The organism is Pedobacter sp. BG31 (assembly GCF_042464845.1).
In the GTDB taxonomy this organism is placed as follows: Bacteria; Bacteroidota; Bacteroidia; order Sphingobacteriales; family Sphingobacteriaceae; genus Pedobacter; species Pedobacter suwonensis.
Genome location: NZ_JBHNZK010000016.1, coordinates 98569 through 117778 on the forward strand (window position 1 = coordinate 98569; position 19210 = coordinate 117778).

16 protein-coding genes are annotated in these 19210 nt (G+C 39.1%); 11 read left to right on the forward strand and 5 right to left on the reverse strand.

Annotated features, from left to right (window positions below):
* Nucleotides 1-56: 56 nt before the first annotated feature.
* The 3 genes from ACFE6N_RS17990 to ACFE6N_RS18000 form a co-directional block, all read right to left on the reverse strand.
* Nucleotides 57-1712, reverse strand: a complete 1656-nt coding sequence (locus ACFE6N_RS17990) for a M1 family metallopeptidase (protein WP_378938681.1) — start codon at nucleotides 1710-1712, stop codon at nucleotides 57-59.
* Between the two features lie 126 nt (nucleotides 1713-1838).
* Nucleotides 1839-3704: a CocE/NonD family hydrolase gene (locus ACFE6N_RS17995; protein ID WP_378938683.1), complete on the reverse strand. Its 1866-nt coding sequence runs from the start codon at nucleotides 3702-3704 to the stop codon at nucleotides 1839-1841.
* A gap of 76 nt (nucleotides 3705-3780) precedes the next feature.
* Nucleotides 3781-5652, reverse strand: a complete 1872-nt coding sequence (locus ACFE6N_RS18000) for a CocE/NonD family hydrolase (protein WP_378938685.1) — start codon at nucleotides 5650-5652, stop codon at nucleotides 3781-3783.
* 350 nt (nucleotides 5653-6002) lie between these two features.
* On the opposite strand from ACFE6N_RS18000, the gene ACFE6N_RS18005 reads away from it, so the two are divergent.
* The 11 genes from ACFE6N_RS18005 (at nucleotide 6003) to ACFE6N_RS18055 (ending at nucleotide 17641) form a co-directional block, all read left to right on the forward strand.
* On the forward strand, nucleotides 6003-6830 hold the full coding sequence (locus ACFE6N_RS18005; protein WP_378938687.1) for a DUF6515 family protein: 828 nt from the start codon (nucleotides 6003-6005) through the stop codon (nucleotides 6828-6830).
* A gap of 276 nt (nucleotides 6831-7106) precedes the next feature.
* Nucleotides 7107-8267, forward strand: coding sequence for an esterase-like activity of phytase family protein (locus ACFE6N_RS18010; RefSeq protein ID WP_378938689.1), 1161 nt, complete (start codon nucleotides 7107-7109; stop codon nucleotides 8265-8267).
* Nucleotides 8268-8290: 23 nt separating this feature from the next.
* The gene (locus ACFE6N_RS18015) at nucleotides 8291-8956 is read left to right on the forward strand and encodes an HAD family hydrolase (RefSeq protein ID WP_378938691.1); all 666 of its coding nucleotides are present in this window, start codon (nucleotides 8291-8293) and stop codon (nucleotides 8954-8956) included.
* 44 nt (nucleotides 8957-9000) lie between these two features.
* Nucleotides 9001-9609, forward strand: coding sequence for a DUF2306 domain-containing protein (locus ACFE6N_RS18020; RefSeq protein ID WP_378938693.1), 609 nt, complete (start codon nucleotides 9001-9003; stop codon nucleotides 9607-9609).
* Between the two features lie 41 nt (nucleotides 9610-9650).
* Nucleotides 9651-10202: a Crp/Fnr family transcriptional regulator gene (locus tag ACFE6N_RS18025; protein WP_378938695.1), complete on the forward strand. Its 552-nt coding sequence runs from the start codon at nucleotides 9651-9653 to the stop codon at nucleotides 10200-10202.
* Nucleotides 10203-10265: 63 nt separating this feature from the next.
* Nucleotides 10266-10622 (forward strand): bleomycin resistance protein, encoded by a 357-nt coding sequence (locus ACFE6N_RS18030; protein ID WP_378938697.1) that lies wholly within the window; start codon nucleotides 10266-10268, stop codon nucleotides 10620-10622.
* A gap of 398 nt (nucleotides 10623-11020) precedes the next feature.
* Nucleotides 11021-12427, forward strand: coding sequence for a dihydrolipoyl dehydrogenase (lpdA, locus tag ACFE6N_RS18035; protein WP_378938699.1), 1407 nt, complete (start codon nucleotides 11021-11023; stop codon nucleotides 12425-12427).
* A gap of 474 nt (nucleotides 12428-12901) precedes the next feature.
* Entirely contained in the window at nucleotides 12902-14449 is a 1548-nt protein-coding gene (locus tag ACFE6N_RS18040; RefSeq protein ID WP_378938701.1) for a choice-of-anchor I family protein, read from the forward strand.
* Nucleotides 14450-14857: 408 nt separating this feature from the next.
* Nucleotides 14858-15676, forward strand: coding sequence for a bifunctional hydroxymethylpyrimidine kinase/phosphomethylpyrimidine kinase (thiD, locus tag ACFE6N_RS18045; RefSeq protein WP_378938703.1), 819 nt, complete (start codon nucleotides 14858-14860; stop codon nucleotides 15674-15676).
* Nucleotides 15673-16326, forward strand: a complete 654-nt coding sequence (locus tag ACFE6N_RS18050; RefSeq protein WP_378938705.1) for a TenA family protein — start codon at nucleotides 15673-15675, stop codon at nucleotides 16324-16326. The genes thiD and ACFE6N_RS18050 overlap by 4 nt, the downstream gene beginning before the upstream one ends.
* Nucleotides 16327-16435: 109 nt before the next feature.
* On the forward strand, nucleotides 16436-17641 hold the full coding sequence (locus ACFE6N_RS18055) for an MFS transporter (protein ID WP_378938707.1): 1206 nt from the start codon (nucleotides 16436-16438) through the stop codon (nucleotides 17639-17641).
* 422 nt (nucleotides 17642-18063) lie between these two features.
* Here the strand turns inward: ACFE6N_RS18055 and ACFE6N_RS18060 are convergent, their stop codons facing one another.
* Both ACFE6N_RS18060 and ACFE6N_RS18065 read right to left on the reverse strand, forming a co-directional pair.
* Entirely contained in the window at nucleotides 18064-18357 is a 294-nt protein-coding gene (locus ACFE6N_RS18060) for a type II toxin-antitoxin system RelE/ParE family toxin (protein ID WP_293742924.1), read from the reverse strand.
* Between the two features lie 51 nt (nucleotides 18358-18408).
* Complete coding sequence (locus ACFE6N_RS18065) at nucleotides 18409-18648, reverse strand: hypothetical protein (RefSeq protein WP_378938709.1); 240 nt, start codon at nucleotides 18646-18648, stop codon at nucleotides 18409-18411.
* Nucleotides 18649-19210: the final 562 nt, after the last annotated feature.

Consider the following 19210-nt stretch of genomic DNA (forward strand, 5'->3'; position numbering starts at 1 on the left):
TTTCTATTGTGCCTTAAGGAAGAAGTCAAGTTTCAAAAACTTGACTTCTTTGAGATCTAACCCGATTTTTTTGTATTGATATAAAACAATGGATCGTGTTTAAAATTATCTGCATTTATGCCGGCATCTACTTTAATGGTTTGCCAATTATTGGTTGGTTTAATTAAAGTATACGCACCTGCTTTTAAGGTTACACGTACGGGCATATCAAAGCCCTTAACATCAGTTAACCAACGATAGGACAGGACACCATTACTGATTTTATATTCCAGAACAGGTGGCTTGGTATGGCGAAGATACTGATCGAAAATTTTATCTAATTTTAAGCCGCTCTGTTTGGCAATGTAATTTTCAACCTGCGCAGTAGTTACTGTCTGATGATAAAAGGTTTTGTTCAACCCGCGGAGAATCTGTCTGAATTTTTCATCATCATTAATAAGCTGGCGGATGATACTTACCAGATTTGCACCTTTCGGATACATATCGCCTGAACCTTCTTTGTTTACATTATAAGGACCGATTAAAGGTATATCATTCTGAATAATTTTCTGTAGCCCGATTACATATTCATCAGCAGCAGCTTTACTTTCGGTACATTCTGTAAACAATACTTCCGAATAATTGGTAAAACCTTCGTGGATCCACATATCGGCGATATCTTTTGCAGTAATATTATTCCCAAACCATTCGTGGCCGCTCTCATGAATGGTGATAAAATCCCATTTCAGGCCGTGTCCGGTGCCGCTTAAATCTTTACCTAAATAACCTTGTTTAAACTGATTGCCGTAAGCAACCGCACTTTGATGTTCCATGCCTAAATGCGGTGCCTGAACCAGTTTGTAGCCATCTTTATACCATGGATAGGGACCAAACCAATATTCGAAACATTTAAGCATCGGTTTAACATCGGCGTCCCAATGAGGGCGTGCTTTGGCGCTGTCTGTTTGTAGTGCCCAATAGTCAATGCTGAGTTTCCCATTTTCGCCATCATAACTATCCTGCCAGTGGGCATATTTACCAATGTAAAACGTAACATCATAGTTGTTGATGGGGTTGGAAACAAACCAATTGTATTGTTTGTAACCATCGGGTAGATTTACCGTATTTCTTAATCTTCCGTTGGATATTTCCTGTAAAGTTTTAGGAACAGTAATGCTGATGAGCATACTGTCTACCTCATCACTCTGGTGGTCTTTATTGGGCCACCATACGCTTGCGCCTAAACCCTGGCAGGCTACAGAAACGAAAGGATTGCCAGCAGCATCTTTTTTAAAGATAAAACCACCATCCCAGGGCGGCGTTTTTGCAACTAATGGATTACCGGAATAGAAAACGGTAAATTTATCTTTGCTTCCTTTCTTTACCGGTTTAGGAAAGGTTACAAAAACAGCATTGTATTCTCGGGTAAAAGGTAAATCAGCACCCTTATACACTACTTTGTCTACTTTGAGGTTATCAAAAAGATCAAACTGCAGTTTAGTGAAATCCTGTGTAGCGGTAAATGCAAATTCGTTGCTTCCGACAATTGATTTCTGATCGATATCGATTTTTACGTCCAGGTGGTAATAATTGATATCGTAGCAGGTACGTAAAGGAGTGAGTGTGCCACGCAGACTATCGGCCCGTGAATTGACTTGATTTTTGCCCAGCATTTGTGCCTGTGCAGACAGTATACTGAAAGTAATTGCGAAGAAGATAAATAGTTTTTTCATTTGGTTTATTGGTTGACCAAAGCCCTAGTCCGTATGTTTAAAAACCAAGGCTTTAGTACATTTTAATTGGTTTATAATCGTTAGAAACGATTAATTATTGCACGCTCGTCAGAGATGAGCGTGAGCTTATTTAATGACGTCAACTTCGATAAAACTGTCGTTAAAAACAGTTTGCGTGGCTTTAATATAATCTGCTTCAGTAGCTTTATAAGGATTCTCTACAAATTTTTGCGGATTACGGGCAAATAACGGAAAAGCGGTACTTTGCACCTGAACCATAATTCTATGTCCCTTTTTAAAGGTGTGTAATACGTCCTGCAATTTAAAATTTACGTCAGTTTTTTGATTGGCCACCAAGGCTTCTGGTTTTTCAAAGCTGTTGCGGAAACGGGCGGGCATCACTTCCGAACGTACCATTTGCCAATAATTGCTCAGGGTGATATTTTTATTTGGCATATAAGGATTGTTCGGCTCATCGGCCGGATATACATCGATCAGTTTTACGATAAAATCTGCATCGGTACCAGTAGTGGCTATTTTAAGGTGCGACATGATTTCGCCACCCAAAGTAATGTCGTTATCTAATATATCGGTTTGATAAACCAGTACATCCGGTCTCCTGCCTGCGAAACGCTGGTCTTCACTCATGTAATTATGCGGCGTAAAACCTAGTGTAGTGGTTAAATCTTCCGTGTAAGGAACTGGTTTTAAAGGATCGCTGATGTAATTTACTGAGCCGGGCGATTGGGGAGCGGTCATACTTAATTTTCCATCTGCACCTAAGTATAATCTTTGTTTGCTTGCTTTTTCTGTTGGCCATTGATCAAAGGTTTCCCATTGTTTTTTACCGGTATCGAACATATAAGCTTCTGGTAAACCGCTGTTTTTATCACCATTGCCTTTTAAGAAGTGGTTAAAAAATTTGGCTTCAATTTCTTTCTGGTAAAAAGTAGCAATGCTATCGCCAAAATATACGTTGCTATGCATGGTGTGGCCAGTTTCGCGGCTCCATCTGCCATGTCCGAATGGCCCCATCACGATGGTATTATAAGCATTTGGATTTTTCTTTTCGATGGTTTTATATATGTTCAGAGGCCCTGATAAATCTTCCGCATCGTACCAGCCGCCCACTACCATCACCGCCGGTTTAATGGTGCCATAATGTTTTAGGAGACCACGTTTTTGCCAAAATTCATCATAGTTTGGATGGTTAACGGTTTCCTGCCAGAAGAAATTGTTTTTATAATACTTATCGGCATTAGTTAATGGGCCGAGATCCAGCGCAAATTGATAGCCATCTTTGGTTTTTGGTAAAATCATCTGGTTATTGTACCAAGGTTTTGAGGTTGTATCCGTTTTCTGTACACCAAATACCGGGAAAGTAAAGAAGTAGCTTTGTAAAAATGATCCATTATGGTGAAAATCATCAAAAAAGAAATCGGAAATGGGCGCCTGTGGCGATGATGCCTTTAACGCCGGGTGATTACTTAAAATCCCCGCTGCGGTATAAAAGCCAGGATAAGAAATACCCCATTGGCCCACTTTACCATTATTATTAGCCACATTTTTAACCAACCAATCAATGGTATCATAAGTATCAGAACCTTCATCCACATCTTTCTTCGATTTTTTATTGTCGATAACCGGCGTCATATTGGTCCAGGTGCCTTCACTTTTCCAGCGGCCGCGTACATCCTGCATCACTACAATATAACCTTCTTTCATCATCAGATCGGATGGTCCTAAACGTGCCGGGAATTTATCTTCGCCATAAGGGGCAACACTGTAGCAGGTACGCTGCATAATCATCGGATACTTTTTATCCTTTGATGCATCTTTTGGCGTATAAATGGCTGTGAAAAGTTTAGTACCATCGCGCATAGGGATATACACCTCTTTTTTGGTATAGTTTGTTTTTGGGTATCCTGTATCGCTTTGTGCGAAAGCTGTGGATGCCAAAAGCAGGATAAGGATTAGTTTTAAGTATTTCATTTTTTAAGGATAAGTAAGTTGTTTTGTGTTTCGTTGCATGGCGCACGGACCAAGGCAATGGTGATACGTAACGGCTTTATTTTAATACAGAAACGGTAAGGAAAGAACTGTTATGTGCATCGTGATAAATTCTATGTGTTGCTTTTTGAAAGTCCTGTGGTTCGGCCTGATAAATATCCATAAATTTCTGCGGATTCCGATCGGCCAAAGGAAACCATGAATTTTGGATCTGGATCATAATTTTATGTCCTTTTTTAAAGGTATGCGCGATATCTGGCAGTGGATAATTTACTTTTGTAATCTGGCCGGGAACAAATGCTTCAGGTTTTTCAAAACTGTTTCGGTATTTTCCGCGCATAATTTCTCCGCGCACCAACATTTCGTAACCGCCCATAATTAAGTTTTTGGGATTCGGTACCGGGTTTGGTGCATCTTCAGGATAAACATCAATCAATTTAACAACATAGTCCGCATCGGTACCGGTAGTAGAAACCACCAGATTGGCCAGCACGGGGCCGGTTAGGGTAATATCTGCTGCTAAGGCATCAGTCTGGTAAGTTTTAACATCTGGACGGCGGGCTGCAAAACGCTGATCATCTATCATGTACTCCCGGGTACGTCTGGCCTGAATACCATCCTGGTAAGGAACAGGATGATTTGGATCGCTCACATATTCATCCCAACTATCGGTTCTGCCTACTTTATCGAAACTGAGCTTTCCGTTAGGTTGTAAATACAGATTCCTGCTTTCTACTTCTTGTGGTGGCCAGGTGCTGAATTTTTTCCATTCGTTACTGCCGGTTATAAAAATATTGGCTTCTGCCGCATTAAAATCTCCCTCGCCTTTTAAATAATGTTTAAAAAAAGGTAATTCGTACTGTTGTTGATAATCAATACTGGTTGTTTTACCAAAGTTGATATCGCCCAAAAAAGAGCCATCACTACGTACCCAGCCACCATGGAACCAAGGCCCCGCGACAAGGATATTGTTGGCTCCCGGGTTTTGTTTTTCAATAGCTTTGTAGGTGTCAAAAGTGCCATAAGCATCTTCGGCATCGAAAAAGCCCCCCACTACCATTACTGCAGGTTTAACCTGAGTTAAGTGAGGTGTAATTAAACGTGCTTTCCAGAAGGTATCTAAATTTGGGTGTTTAAATAAATCGTTCCAGAATCTGATACTATCTGCAAAATAACGTTCTTTTAAATTTTTGACAGATCCGGCTTCTAAATAAAAGCGATAGTTATCCTGAATGGGAAACTGAAAACCTTTGGGACCTTTATCTGGTGTAATGGGTTTAGGCCTCGGCACACCAAAACTGCTCATAAAACTGAATGCATCCATCAAAAACAACGTGCCGCGGTGGTGGAAATCATCACCCATAAACCAATCGGTAACCGGTGCTTGTGGAGAAACGGCCTTTAATGCCGGATGAGCATTTGGCAATGAGGTGGTAGAATAAAAGCCAGGGTACGAAATGCCGTAGATGCCAGCTTTTCCATTATTTCCTTTTACATTTTTAATCAACCAATCTATAGTATCGTAAGTGTCCGTACTCTCATCAATTGCGGTTTTAGATTTTTTACCTGTTAGTTGTGGACGGATGTCGGCAAAAGTACCCTCACTCATCCATCGGCCCCGCACATCCTGGTAAACAAAAATAAATCCTTCGCGCATCATGGCCGGGAAATTCCCCAGGCTAAGCTTATATTTATCTTCGCCATATGGGGCAACAGTATAAGGTGTACGGTTGATCAGAAATGGGTATTTTTTGGATTGGTTTTTCGGTATGTATATGGAGGTGAATAGCTTTACCCCATCTCGCATCGGGATCTGGCGTTCTATTTTGATATAGTTTTCTCTCACGTAAGCCGAATCGGTTTGTTGAGCCGTTAATTCACTTGAAATAAACAGGCAAAATAAAAGGCTGAAAACTTTGGTAAGGTTCATTTGAGCTGGCTTTTAGGAATAAAATTTAAATATAGGTGATTAACGATTGATAAGAAAAATATAGCGCGTAAAAGGTTTGTTAGCATGGGAGAGGGAATGACATATGATGGAAAATGGAAGAGTCCGAAAGCCGGAAGACCGGGGTCAGAGGTATGGTATGCAAAGGAGTTTTGCGTTTTTATGGTCGATAATCTAAAATGGATGAGGCACTGTGTCTTTTGTATTGCGTATTTTTTATAGCTTAACCTTCTATTCGTCATTACTTTATCAAAATTTAGTTAAATGTGGTTCAAGGATAATCTTTTATGCGTTTTTACCGTCATATAATTCATTGACTTAAACACAAAAAAATGAATGGGTTATTCAGTAAAGTATTGGTTGTTTTCGCTGCAGCAGCGATAATAACAACCTGGAGTATCGAAAGTGTTTCTGCACAGCGGCCAAGCAGGAGCGGAGGCGGTGCTTCTTTCGGCGGTGGCAGATCAGGCTCAGTTGGCTCATCACGAGCTGGTGGATTTTCCCATCAGCCAAATTTGCGCGGACCAGGCAGAGATGGTTTTTCTACCAGTGTCCGTTCTGGCAGATCAAGTTATAGTTATTACCGACCGGGTTATCGGATGGGATATGGAAGGCCATATTATGGTTACAGAGTTGGTTTCGGGAGACCTTATTACAGACCATACTACAATTATTACAGTTTTTACAGACCGTTTTTAGGTGTGAGGATTAATGTATTACCCTATGGTTATTATCCTTTCTGGTATGGGCCAACCCAATTCTATTATTCCGGTGGATTGTTTTATCAACAAAATAATGATCAATACGAAGTGGTCACACCACCAGTTGGTGCCGAAGTTCCAAATTTACCGTCGGATGCAAACCGGGTAACCATTAACGGAGTTGATTATTACGAATACAAAGGAGTTTATTACACCCAAAAAGAAAATGCTGAAGGTAAAACCGTATATGTGGTGGCTGGCAAAGATGGCGTTTTAAATACCGCAGATGGCCTGGCTAATACGCATAATATTGGCGATATTATTGACCAATTGCCTGAAGGGTGCAGAGAGGTGACCATTAAAAATGAAAAATATTTTGTCTCGCCTGATGATGTGTATTATGAAGAGGTAGTTGATGGAAATAACATTACTTACCGCGTAATCGGTAAGTTGTTTTAGCAGTTCAGAGTTGTCAACTTTCCGTCTGGCCAGCTATTAAAGTTGACAACTCTTTGGTTTTGCAAGTATTTAATGTGCAGTCGGATGTTACCATCCAATTGTTTTTGTTTTGAAAAGATGGCTTAATTGCAAGTTTCTATCAGTATATTGACGTGTGTCAGCTGATAACAGCTAACACCACAAAATAGATTATTCCGTACCCATCTTAGCCTCCGTGGCAAAAATTATAAATTGTTGCATCTAAAAAACATATTTTTGCAACCTAAACATTTCGATTTGAAATTCATACAGCCATACTTCATCATCTATGCTCTTTTTGCTATTATTCTCTCTTCCTGTTCGGTAACTAGGCATGTTAAAATTAAACAGGATGAGGCTAATATTTCAGCTATAAAGTTTTTGGATGAATATGTCATGCCCTTAAACCCTATTTTTCAAAATACGGTTGTTGGTGGTTTATCGGGGATTGATTATGATGTAAAACAGAACAAATATTACATGATCAGTGATGATCCGTCGCAATTTAGTCCAGCGAGGATTTACACGGCAAAGATCGATCTCAAAGAAAATAAAATCGATACCATCCGGATTACGGGAGTTAATTTTCTTTTACAGGAAAATGGGAGCCAATACCCTAAATACGGCACAGATAAAAGCTTGAAGCCAGATGGAGAAGCTGTTCGTTATAATCCGGTTGCGAAACAACTGATCTGGAGCAGTGAAGGCGAAAGATTGTTTAAAAATGGTGATACGACCATTGTTCAGCCCGGTTTAACTTTTATTTCTACAGCGGGTAAATTTTTGGATACCCTTCCGTTGCCGGAAGGTTTTCATTTTACAAAAATGCAGAGTGGCCCACGGAAAAATGCTTTGTTTGAAGGCCTGACTTATGCGGATGATTACAGAACTTTATATGCCAGTTTAGAAGAACCACTTTACCAGGATGGTCCTCAGGCCGCTTTTGAATATGATAAGGCTTTAACAAGGATTTTAAAGTTTGATATGGCGACTAAAAAGAATGTTGTGCAATATGCCTACAACCTTGGCGCTTTACCTGTTAAGCCTACTGTAGATAACGATTGGAATGTGAACGGGATTTCCGAAATACTGGCCGTTAACCATCATACGCTTCTGGTATTGGAGAGGGCCTGGGCAAAAGGCCATGACGATCATACTTTTTTAAAACTTTACCTGGTTGATCTGAATGGTGCAGAAAATGAAATTGATAATTCATCTTTTGCAAAAAATCCACCTAAGCCGCTCAGCAAAAAACTACTTTTCGATTTTGATACCTTAAATATGCACATTGATAATGTTGAAGGGGTAACTTTTGGGCCGAAACTTGCAAACGGACACCGTTCTTTGATATTTTGTGTAGATAATAATTTCAGTAAAACGCAGTTGCAACAGTTTTTCCTTTTCGAAATTATCCCATAAACCAATTCAGTTAAAAATTTATAATGAGTAAAATAAAAGCCCTGCTTTTCGACTTAGATGGTACATTGATTGATTCCGAAAAGTTTCATTTTGATTGCTGGAATACCTTTTTAGAACCCTATAATGTGCATATCGAATTTAAAGATTGGCTAAGTAATTATGCTGGGATTCCGCTGCCGAAAAATGCAAAAACGATTATAGATCGCTATAAAATTGATGAAGATTTAGCCAGCTTTATTGAAAGAAGAGAAAAGATAACCTTTGATGGTTTTAGAACAACCGATATAGCCTTAATGCCTTATGCCTTAGAGTTTGTGCAATTTGCTTACGAGAAAGGACTTACGCTTGCAGTGGTTACGGCCAGTCCGAAGATTGATGTGGAAGCTGTTTTCGAGCGCAATGGTTTGGCCAGATATTTTAGTCTGTTTATCACCCGAACAGATGTAAGCAAATCTAAACCCGATCCCGAAAGTTATAACCTTTGTGTGGAACGCCTGGGCTTAGCTAAAGAAGAATGCATCGTTTTTGAAGATACTTTAAATGGGGTTAAATCGGCCATGGCTGCCGGTATTACCTGTTATGCTATACAAAATAATGTGCGTGCACATCAAAAACTAAAAATAGCCGATGAGCTTTTTCTCAGTTTTGCGAATGCCAAAGCATTTATGTTACATAAGGAACTAATCTAGTTCTCCAAAATTAACTAGCTTAGTAATAAGCAACGGGATTTAATATGGTTAAAAAAGGGTTATGGATTTTATTTGCGACTTTCGCATTACTGATAGGATTCTATCCAACGATTTACTTCTTGATTGATAGGAAGTTTGGCCTTTTGAATTCAAAGTCTGCCGAGTTATTAAGTAATACTTTCTGGAACATTGGTTTTTATACGCATATTATTTTAGGAGGAGTAGCTTTATTGATCGGCTGGACACAATTTAGTCCGAAAATGAGAAACAGCCGAATAGCCTTGCACCGGAAATTGGGTAAAGCTTACGTGGTTTCGGTGCTGCTTAGCGCCTTGGCAGGTATTTATATCGGCTTTTTTGCAACAGGCGGGTGGGTTTCTTCCGCAGGATTTATCTGTTTAGGCGTCGTTTGGTTTTATACTACGTTAAAGGCTTATTTACATATTAAAAACGGCGAAATCTTGAAACATCAAAAAATGATGGTTTACAGTTATGCGGCGTGTTTTGCAGCGGTAACCTTAAGGATCTGGTTGCCAATTTTGACCATAATGTACGGCGATTTTTTTAAAGCCTATCTGGTTGTTGCGTGGTTATGCTGGATTCCGAATTTGATCGTTGCTTATCTAATCACCAGTAAAGCCACTAATCCATAAATTGTTTGGTTGCTCCATCCGTTCAAATAATTGAATTTTATATGATATCAGTTCAGGAAATTTTATCTGGTGTCGGCTTATTTTCATCCGCTGATCTGCTTCTTTTTGAAGAAAAAGCCACGCGAAAGATATTCAGGAAAAACGATATGGTCTTGCGCCAGGGTGAGATTTGCCAATCTGTTTATTTCATCCTGTCCGGATCTTTTGTTCAGTTTCAATCTGATCATGAAACCGAAACAATCATTGATCTTCATCTACCCAAAGAATGGATGTACAATCACTCAAGTTTAATAGGTCAGAAGCCATCAGATACAACAATTAAAGCATTTGAGGATGCTGAAGTGATTGAATTGAGTTTATACCACCTGCATGAACTGATTGCAAGATCACAATCCTTTTTAAGCTTCGGTCGGATTTTTGACCAGGCTAACCACAGGACTTATCTATTCGATAATGCGTTAAGTCCAGCAGAAAAGTACCAATACATTAAAAAGTCAAAGCCACTTATTGTACAGGTTTTTCCGGTTAAACTCATCGCCTCATATCTTAAAATAACGCCCGAAACCTTAAGCAGGGTTAGGGCTAACTGTTGAATTTCCTGATTTCGATCAAGTGCTGCTTTTCAGAAAATTCCTCATTTTTGAAATAAAAAAAATATGCTGACAGCAATCAATCCGAAACTTCCAATGCGTGATAAAGAAATCACCAGAGATTTTTATGTGAATAAATTAGGCTTTGAAGATATTGGGGCCGACAATTTTAAGGATTACCTTATGGTGCAAAAAGATCATGTTCAGATTCACTTTTTTTTATTTGAAGCACTTGATCCCAAAGAAAACTATGGTCAGGTTTATATGCGCACAGATGATATCGAAGCTTTGTACAAATGGATGCTTGATACTAACCAAAGCATTCATCCTAATGGCCATTTGCAAACAAAACCTTGGGGGCAAAAGGAATTTTCTATGCTTGATCCGGATAACAATCTGCTTACTTTCGGACAAGGGGCTTAAGGTTTATTGGTCAATGGCTTATTAGTCAATAGTTTATTAGTAAATGGTTTACTAGTGAACGGTTCATTTGTTTGTTCATCAATAGTTCGTTGGTTATTAGGTCATAATTTAGTATTGATCTCCTGATTTTTGAATTTGTGTATAATATCTCTGGTTCATAACTGAGCCAATCAAATATTTTATAGTCTTAAAGTAAAATATTTTTATGCTTATCACTTGTGGATATTTGAACTTTTTAGGATTATCGTCTAATGGTCTCAGCAATGAACCTGGATTTATGATTATGGGTTGCTTAATCTATACTTTGAGTATTGTAACTGGCAGACAATTGCCCTATTCTACTTTTAGCTTTCCGCCTTTTTTCCATACATTTGGCTAATTAAAATACTCAAGAAATTATGCAATACGATGTCGTTGTTATCGGTTCAGGGCCGGGCGGTTATGTAGGCGCAATCCGTTGTGCTCAGTTAGGTTTAAAAACTGCAGTAGTAGAAAAATATAAAACTTTTGGAGGAACTTGCTTAAACGTTGGTTGTATTCCATCTAAGGCTTTGTTAGACTCATCGGAGCATTATCACAATGCTGCTCATACATTTACTACTCACGGTATCGATTTGAAAAGCCTAAAAGTAAATATGCCGCAAATGATCGCACGTAAAGACGATGTTGTTGCGCAGAATACGGCCGGTATCACGTATCTGTTCAAAAAAAACAAAATCGATTCTTTCGAAGGTGTAGGCTCTTTTGTAGATAAAAATACCATCCTGGTAACAAAAGCTGATGGTACTACGGAAACGCTATCTGCTAAAAATGTAATCATTGCTACGGGTTCTAAACCTACAGCTCTACCATTTTTACCGATCGATAAAAAACGGATCATCACTTCAACAGAGGCTTTAAATATTAAAGAAGTTCCAAAGTCTATGGTTGTAATTGGTGGCGGAGTGATCGGTTTGGAGTTAGGTTCTGTTTACGCCCGTTTAGGTACAAAAGTTTCAGTAATTGAGTTTTTGCCATCTATCATTGCAACAATGGATGCAAGTTTAGGTAAAGAACTTCAACGCGTATTAAAGAAAAATCTGGGCATGGAATTCTTTATGAATCATAAAGTTACCGGTGCTACAAATAATGGTAAAACAGTAACGGTTACTGCAGAAAATGCCAAAGGTGAAGGCGTAAATTTTGACGCTGATTATTGCATCGTGGCTGTTGGCCGTACTGCTTACAGCGAAGGTTTAGGTTTAGATAAAATAGGGATTACCGTTGAAGAAAGAGGTAAAAAAATTCCGGTTAATGAGCATTTAGAAACTTCGGTTGCTGGTGTTTATGCCATTGGAGATGTAATTACAGGCGCAATGTTGGCACACAAAGCGGAGGATGAAGGGATTTATGTGGCCGAAACCATTTCCGGTCAGAAACCACATATTAATTACAACTTAATTCCTGGAGTAGTTTATACCTGGCCAGAAGTGGCTTCTGTAGGTTTAACCGAAGAGCAGTTAAAGGAAAAAGGTATAAAATATAAAGCAGGTTCGTTTCCTTTCAAAGCCAGCGGACGCGCAAAAGCCAGCATGGATACCGACGGTTTCATCAAAGTTTTAGCCGATGCGGCAACTGATGAGGTTTTAGGCGTACACATGATTGGCCCACGTGCTGCAGATATGATTGCTGAAGCGGTTATCGCGATGGAATTCCGCGCATCTGCTGAGGATATTGCACGTACCTGCCATGCGCACCCAACTTATACAGAGGCGTTAAAAGAGGCGGCACTTGCTGCAACTGAGAACAGAGCGATACATATTTAATTATTATCTAAACTTCATACTGGGGATAATTTATTGTATAGAAATCAATGTGATTGACAGCAATTAATCTACGCGTAAAAATTCCCGAGAGTTACCGTCTTTTCGAGCGGAGTGCAACGCAGTCGAGAAATCTGTTTCGATAGATCTCTCCACTTCGCGCTGCTTCGGTCGAGATGACGAGCTTTTTTTGGAGTCTGTCAATTGGTAACTTGTTGGAGTATCTTGTTGGTAAATTGCACACATCATTAATTCCGGTATTTATATCGGGATTTTTTTGTTTTAGCCACTCTCTTCATATCGGACTGATAGCTATCGAATCGAGATGAAGGTGGTTTCTACTTTAGTCTTTCAACTTTGGTCTTTAGTCTTCCGCTCTAGTTTTTCTTCACAATTCCTTAACCAAATGATAATGTTTGCAGCTTAAAAAATAACGTTTTGCACCTCTATTTTTGCGGTTCAGATATTAAACAAACCATGAACTGTAAAAAACTATTTGGTGCAATTTTTATTGCTTCGCTGGCATTTGCTGCCTGTAAAAAAGATTCAAAAGATGATCCGATTGTAGATCCTCCGGTAGAAGCTGTTGTTCCAGAAAAAATAGACAGCTTTAAAGAAACTGCAGCTATTGATTTAGGCGGTGAATTCGCTTCAGAAATTTCTGCCTATGATCCTTTAACCAAAAAGCTGTTTGTCGCCAGTAATGATGGAGGTGCCAAAGTTGATGTGGTAGACATGAGCAAATATCCAACAGTTACAAAATTACAAACCTTAACTTATGCAGCTAACGCCGGGATTAATAGCGTTGCCGTAAATAACGGTTTATTGGCAATTGCTCTAGATGGCGCCGATAAGCAGGGAAATGGCGATGTTGTGGTGCTAAAAACCTCAGATCTTTCAGAAGTTAAAAAAATTACGGTAGGTGCTATGCCAGATATGGTAACTTTTAGCCCTGATGGCAACTACATTTTATCTGCCAATGAAGGCGAACCCAATCTAGCCTACACGGTAGATCCTAAAGGAACCATTTCAATCATCAATATCAAAGATAATTATTCTGTAAAAACAATAGATTTTTCAGCTTTTGAATCGCAAAAAGCTACATTATTGGCAGGTGGTTTCAGGATTTACGGATACAATGCCAGTTTTACCCAGGATATTGAGCCGGAATACATTGCAGTAAGCAGCGATTCCAAAAAGGCCTATGTTACACTTCAGGAAAATAACGGTGTTGCCGAAGTAGATATTTTAGCCGGAACCATTACGAAGATTATTCCGTTGGGTACAAGAGATATCAGCCTAACCGAAAATGCTTTTGATGTTAGTGATAAAGATGGTAAAAAAGTATTGGGTACATGGCCAATAAAAGCTTATTACCTGCCAGATGCCATATCTTATTTTACATCTAACGGTGCGCCTTATTTAGCCTTGGCCAATGAAGGTGATACCCGTCAGGATTATAGTCCAAAAGAATCAAAAGAAGAGGTGCGTGTAAAAGATCTTATTTTAGATCTGGTTAAATTTCCTAATGCTGCAACCTTGCAGTTAGATGCAAATCTCGGACGGCTTACCGTAACCAATACCGCTGGTTTTACCATGGTTGGTACAAATAAGGTATACCAGGAATTGTTTTCAACCGGGGGCAGAAGTGTGAGTATCCTGAATGCAAATACGGGAGCTTTGGTTGCCAACATTGGTAAAGATCTTGAGCAGCATGTAATTGATGCCGGAAAATACGACGACGATCGTTCAGATAATAAAGGCGTAGAAGTAGAAAGTGTAACGGTTGCACAAGTAAACGGACAAATCCTGGCATTTATCGGTATGGAACGTGCAGATGCAATTGCTATTTATGATGTGACCAATCCGGCAGCGCCAAAATTTGTTCAGTTATTCTCTACCGGCGATGCGCCCGAAGGTTTGATGTTTGTTAAACCAAAAGATAGCCCCAATGGCAGAAGTTTATTAATCGTTTCAAATGAGGGTGATGGCACCGTTCGGTTCTATCAACCCGATAAGATATAGTCGCTTAATCCATTTATTAGTGATGATTTTAATCCCGGTATTGATATCGGGATTTTTTTGTTGATTTCAGCGTTGTCAATTTTAATAGCAAGTATAGTATTAAAGTTGACAACTCTTTATTCAGAATCGTGAAATAAAAATTTAAAGCCTATATTGCATCACAAAAAAACTTTAGGGGTGCCTTCAAATAAGTTGGCTGAGAATATACCCTTTTTATAGGTTGAAGGTAGAAGGTAAAAGGCGGAAGGTTAAGACCCCATGCCCTACACCTCAAACCCTACGCCTTATAAATGGACCTGATCCGGATCATGCTGGCGTAGGAAATTAGTTTGTCTGCAATATTTGCATAAAAATGCCTTCGGCATTTGAAGACTCCTGAAGTTGTACAACAAAATGAAGTCTTAAGCAATGAACTATATTCAGGTGTTAACAATAGCTGGCTCAGATAGCGGCGGTGGTGCAGGCATTCAGGCAGATTTGAAGACCTTTTCGGCCCTGGGTTGTTTTGCCACTTCTGTAATTACTGCCGTCACCGCGCAGAATACATTAGGAGTGCGTTCCGTTCACGGTATTCCCGCCACGATAATTAAAGATCAGTTACAGGCAGTACTGGATGATATCAAACCCGTGGCTATTAAAATTGGCATGATCAACCGGGCAGAAGTAGTTGATGTAATTGAAACAGAGCTTAAAAATTACGCTGCGGATGTACCTGTTATTTTAGATCCGGTAATGGTAGCTACCAGTGGCCATAAATTGATCGCACCTGATACTGTTGAGCAGCTGATAGGCAAATTGTTCCCATTGGTAAGCCTGGTTACCCCCAATATTGATGAAGCCGTTATTCTCGCCGATCAGGCCATTCATGATCTTGATGATATGGTTGCCGCGGGCAGGAAAATTATCGAAAAAGGTGCAAAAGCCGTTTTAATTAAAGGCGGGCATTTAATAGGCCCGGTAATTTACGATGTTTTTATTAGTGCAAGCAATGCACCCGTTATACTCAAAAGTGCTTTTATTGCCTCTAAAAATCTGCATGGAACCGGTTGTACACTTTCATCAGCTATAGCCGCCGAAATGGCTAAAGGCAGAATGATGCTTGATGCCATTAAAACTGCAAAAACTTACATCAGGCATGCTTTACAAGCTGGTAGTGAAGTAAAAACAGGAGAAGGTAACGGACCTTTAAACCACTTTTTTGAACCTTTAAAATTGATTATCCAATGAAGTGGAGCGAACAGGCATGGGAAAAGGTTGAACCCATCTATAACAAAATTTTAGCGATGCCCTTTAATACAGAGCTAAGCAATGGCACCTTACCAAAAGAAAAATTTATTTTCTATTTAGCACAGGATGCCTATTACCTTTTAGCATTCGGGCGGACGTTAAGCGCGATTAGCGGACGAATGCAAAATGCAGATTTAGTGATGGCTTTTGCCGGTTTTTCTACAGGCGCTATATTTGCCGAGCGCAGTTTGCATGAAAGTTATTTTGTAGAATTTGGTTTACCCAGCGAAGTTAAGCCCACGCCATCTACGCTTTTATATACCAGTTATATCCTTAGCCAGGCGGCCTATGCCAATGTAGAAATAGCCGTAGCAGCTGTTTTGCCATGTTTTTGGATTTATAAGGCAGTAGGAGATCACATTTTCGCCCAACAAAAAGGAGAAGAAAATCCTTACAAAAGGTGGATCGATATGTATGCGGGCGTAGAATTTGCTGCTGCAGTAGAAAAGGCAATTGATATTACAGATGAACTGGCCGTACAAGCGAATGCTGCAACTCGGCAGAACATGCTGGATGCTTTTGAAATGGCAACCCGTTTAGAATGGATGTTCTGGGACAGCGCTTATGAAACGGAAAAATGGAAAATTTAATATTCTAACCTGATAAACAGCAAAATTTTTTGATAAAATGTTAAAAACATGTCGTTATTTCCAATAGATTTAAAGAACTTTGTTGTTTTATAATTTTTAGGACATTACATTGGAAGAGCGCACGCAAGAACAGGAAATTTTAATTAAACAAAATGATAAACCTGCATTAAAGCAAAGCTCTCCAAAGCAAGTACGTTTAGCCATATCTGCCTTTTACTTTATGCAAGGGGTTTGTTTTGCCAGTTGGGCCAGCAGAATTCCAACTTTTAAATCCTCCATGGGTTTAAACGATGCAGAATTGGGCTCTATACTTTTTGCATTACCTGCCGGACAGATTATCACCATGTTTTTTTCTGCAAAACTGACCACGCATTTTGGCAGTAAGAAAATGTTAAGGGCAACAGCACCGCTTTATGCCATTGCCTTAACTTTTTTAGCCTTGGCCACTACGGGTTGGCAATTAGCGGCTTTTTTGGTTTTATTTGGCATTACAGGTAATCTGTGTAATATCGCCTTAAATACTCAGGGTGTTGCTGGCGAAAACTATTATGGAAAGCCTATTATGAGTTCATTCCATGGTGCCTGGAGTATCGGGAATTTAACCGGTGCATTAATTGCGCTTGGATTAGTGAACTTAAAATTGGGTATGTACACCCATTTTTGGATGATTGCCTTAATATCTTTAACCAATGTATTAGTTAACGCTAAAAAACTACTCAATTATAATAAGCCCGATACCGTAGTGGAAAAAACGAAGTTTTTTACCATGCCTCAAGGTATTTTGGTGTTGTTGGGTGTTATTGCGTTTTGCAGCATGGCCACCGAGGGTACTATGTTCGATTGGAGCGCTATTTATTTTGAGGATGTGGTGAAATTACCTCATAATAAAGCTATTATCGGTTATGCATCGTTCATGTTTATGATGGCCAGCGGAAGGTTTATGGGCGTATATTTAATCGGTAAATTCGGGCGGAAAAATCTCTTGCAAATCAGCGGCGCCATTATATCACTAGGTATGGCACTTGCCGTCATATTTCCTTATTTAATTACTGCCATTTTCGGTTTTATGCTCATTGGTCTGGGAGTTTCAAGTATTGTACCCATGGTGTATAGCATAGCTGGAAATAATAAAAAAGTACCGGCCGGAAAAGCCATCACCATGGTTTCTAGTATCGGTTATTTTGCTTTTTTGTTTGGTCCTCCGTTAATAGGTTATATTTCGCAGCTGTCCAGCTTACGCTATTCTTTCGGAATTATTTCTGTATTTGGTTTACTGATTATTTTTTTGGTAACGAAGATTAGAGAGATCAATTAGGCTTTCCATTTCATAAAAAAATATATCGATTATTAAGCGCAGTGCCTGAGCGTAAAATAGCGTTTCTTCCCGCTTTTTGCTTGTACGCTTCGCTTCCTCGTCCCTCGTTGCTGCAGGGTACCGCTTCAATCGGGGCTAACTGGCCACAACAGTATTTCATTTTGGGGTTGCAGGGTGCACAGGCCTTTGTTCGTAGGCCCGATTAAAATGAAAAGCCCGTAGCGTAGCGAGGAATTGTAATGGAAAGCAGGACTACAAACTGCCAAGAACTGGTTTATGCTCATTTCCAATTCTTAAGATACTAAATATATCTTAACTTATTTCGATCGGTGAGACACTAACCTATAGGGTAATATTTCGCAGATTATCTTTTTGGTAACGAAAATTAGAGAGATAAATTAATGGGTCTATTAATCAGCGATTTAACGGGTAAAAGGCCGCCTGCTGGAATGTCTAATCCTAAGAATTCTAATTTCTTTGTCGGTTTTTCTAAATGATATCCTATATCTGTCAATTTCAAAAGCAAAGAAACTGCCATCGTTATTCTTTTTTAACCGGTCTATTTGAAATGTGTTTAAATGATTTGGAAGAGACTTGATTTTTGATAAAATTTTAACTTCTATTTTTTCAGCATAATCAATCAGAGCATTATCCTCAAGGTATTGAATAATTTCCAACAGTTGTTTCACCGCAAGTTTATTCCACTTGATTTTCATTCATTTAAGCGACGTTACTATTTGGACTGGCAAGTTTTTTCCACTATTACATTAAATAGCCTTACGTCTTTTTTGGAAAAGCTGTTCTACATCTCCGTGAGAAATAAAATTTCCCGATTCAATTTCTTTATCCGCTTGATCCAGTTCCTGATCGTACTGATCTAGAAATACCGTTGAAATCTCAACTGGCTCATCGCTAATATCTGATTGATATTTATAATCTAAACTATCTAAAAAAGCAATTAGCACTTTTTCTTCCTGTTCACTTTTTGTATTTACGAGTATGCTCATATCCAAATTTAGTGAAATTTTAGATAATAGTTATAAACTATCACCTACTTCTTTCCTGACGAATCTATGTTTCTTTGAGGCTCCAACCGGAACTAATTGGCCTAAACAGTGTTTCATTTTTTGGGTTGCAGGGTGCACAGGCCTTTGTTCGTAGACCCGATTAAAATGAAAAGTCCGGGGCATAGCAAGGACTTGTAATGAGTGGGACTACGAACTGTTGAATGCTCATTTCCCCGTGTTCAACCATATGAGAAATTTAAGATGCACATAAACTTATATTTACTAAAAGATCTTATATGGTAAAATGAACTAATTTTTGTCGAAACACCTTTTTACTTGGACTGGATAAATATTTAATTAAAATACTGTTTGGTAAACGACCCATCCTGACCAGTTCGTAATGCTGGACTTTTTTTGTAAGTATAAAAAATATTTTAATGGCTTTCAGTTCCTTCGTAGTCAGCATCTTTTTAGCAAGAAAGACCCTTAAATTAATTAACTTCGGTGAACTCGCTAAGGCTCGGTACAAGCGTGACGATGACTACAGTAAGTTTCTGTTGAA

Excerpts from the sequence above, each read along its gene's own strand:
- ACFE6N_RS17990 (WP_378938681.1), bottom strand. The coding sequence starts at position 1,712 with ATGAAAAAACTATTTATCTTCTTCGCAATTACTTTCAGTATACTGTCT.
- ACFE6N_RS17995 (WP_378938683.1), bottom strand. The coding sequence starts at position 3,704 with ATGAAATACTTAAAACTAATCCTTATCCTGCTTTTGGCATCCACAGCT.
- ACFE6N_RS18000 (WP_378938685.1), bottom strand. The coding sequence starts at position 5,652 with ATGAACCTTACCAAAGTTTTCAGCCTTTTATTTTGCCTGTTTATTTCA.
- ACFE6N_RS18005 (WP_378938687.1), top strand. The coding sequence starts at position 6,003 with ATGAATGGGTTATTCAGTAAAGTATTGGTTGTTTTCGCTGCAGCAGCG.
- ACFE6N_RS18015 (WP_378938691.1), top strand. The coding sequence starts at position 8,291 with ATGAGTAAAATAAAAGCCCTGCTTTTCGACTTAGATGGTACATTGATT.
- ACFE6N_RS18020 (WP_378938693.1), top strand. The coding sequence starts at position 9,001 with ATGGTTAAAAAAGGGTTATGGATTTTATTTGCGACTTTCGCATTACTG.
- ACFE6N_RS18025 (WP_378938695.1), top strand. The coding sequence starts at position 9,651 with ATGATATCAGTTCAGGAAATTTTATCTGGTGTCGGCTTATTTTCATCC.
- ACFE6N_RS18030 (WP_378938697.1), top strand. The coding sequence starts at position 10,266 with ATGCTGACAGCAATCAATCCGAAACTTCCAATGCGTGATAAAGAAATC.
- lpdA (WP_378938699.1), top strand. The coding sequence starts at position 11,021 with ATGCAATACGATGTCGTTGTTATCGGTTCAGGGCCGGGCGGTTATGTA.
- ACFE6N_RS18040 (WP_378938701.1), top strand. The coding sequence starts at position 12,902 with ATGAACTGTAAAAAACTATTTGGTGCAATTTTTATTGCTTCGCTGGCA.
- thiD (WP_378938703.1), top strand. The coding sequence starts at position 14,858 with ATGAACTATATTCAGGTGTTAACAATAGCTGGCTCAGATAGCGGCGGT.
- ACFE6N_RS18050 (WP_378938705.1), top strand. The coding sequence starts at position 15,673 with ATGAAGTGGAGCGAACAGGCATGGGAAAAGGTTGAACCCATCTATAAC.
- ACFE6N_RS18060 (WP_293742924.1), bottom strand. The coding sequence starts at position 18,357 with ATGAAAATCAAGTGGAATAAACTTGCGGTGAAACAACTGTTGGAAATT.
- ACFE6N_RS18065 (WP_378938709.1), bottom strand. The coding sequence starts at position 18,648 with ATGAGCATACTCGTAAATACAAAAAGTGAACAGGAAGAAAAAGTGCTA.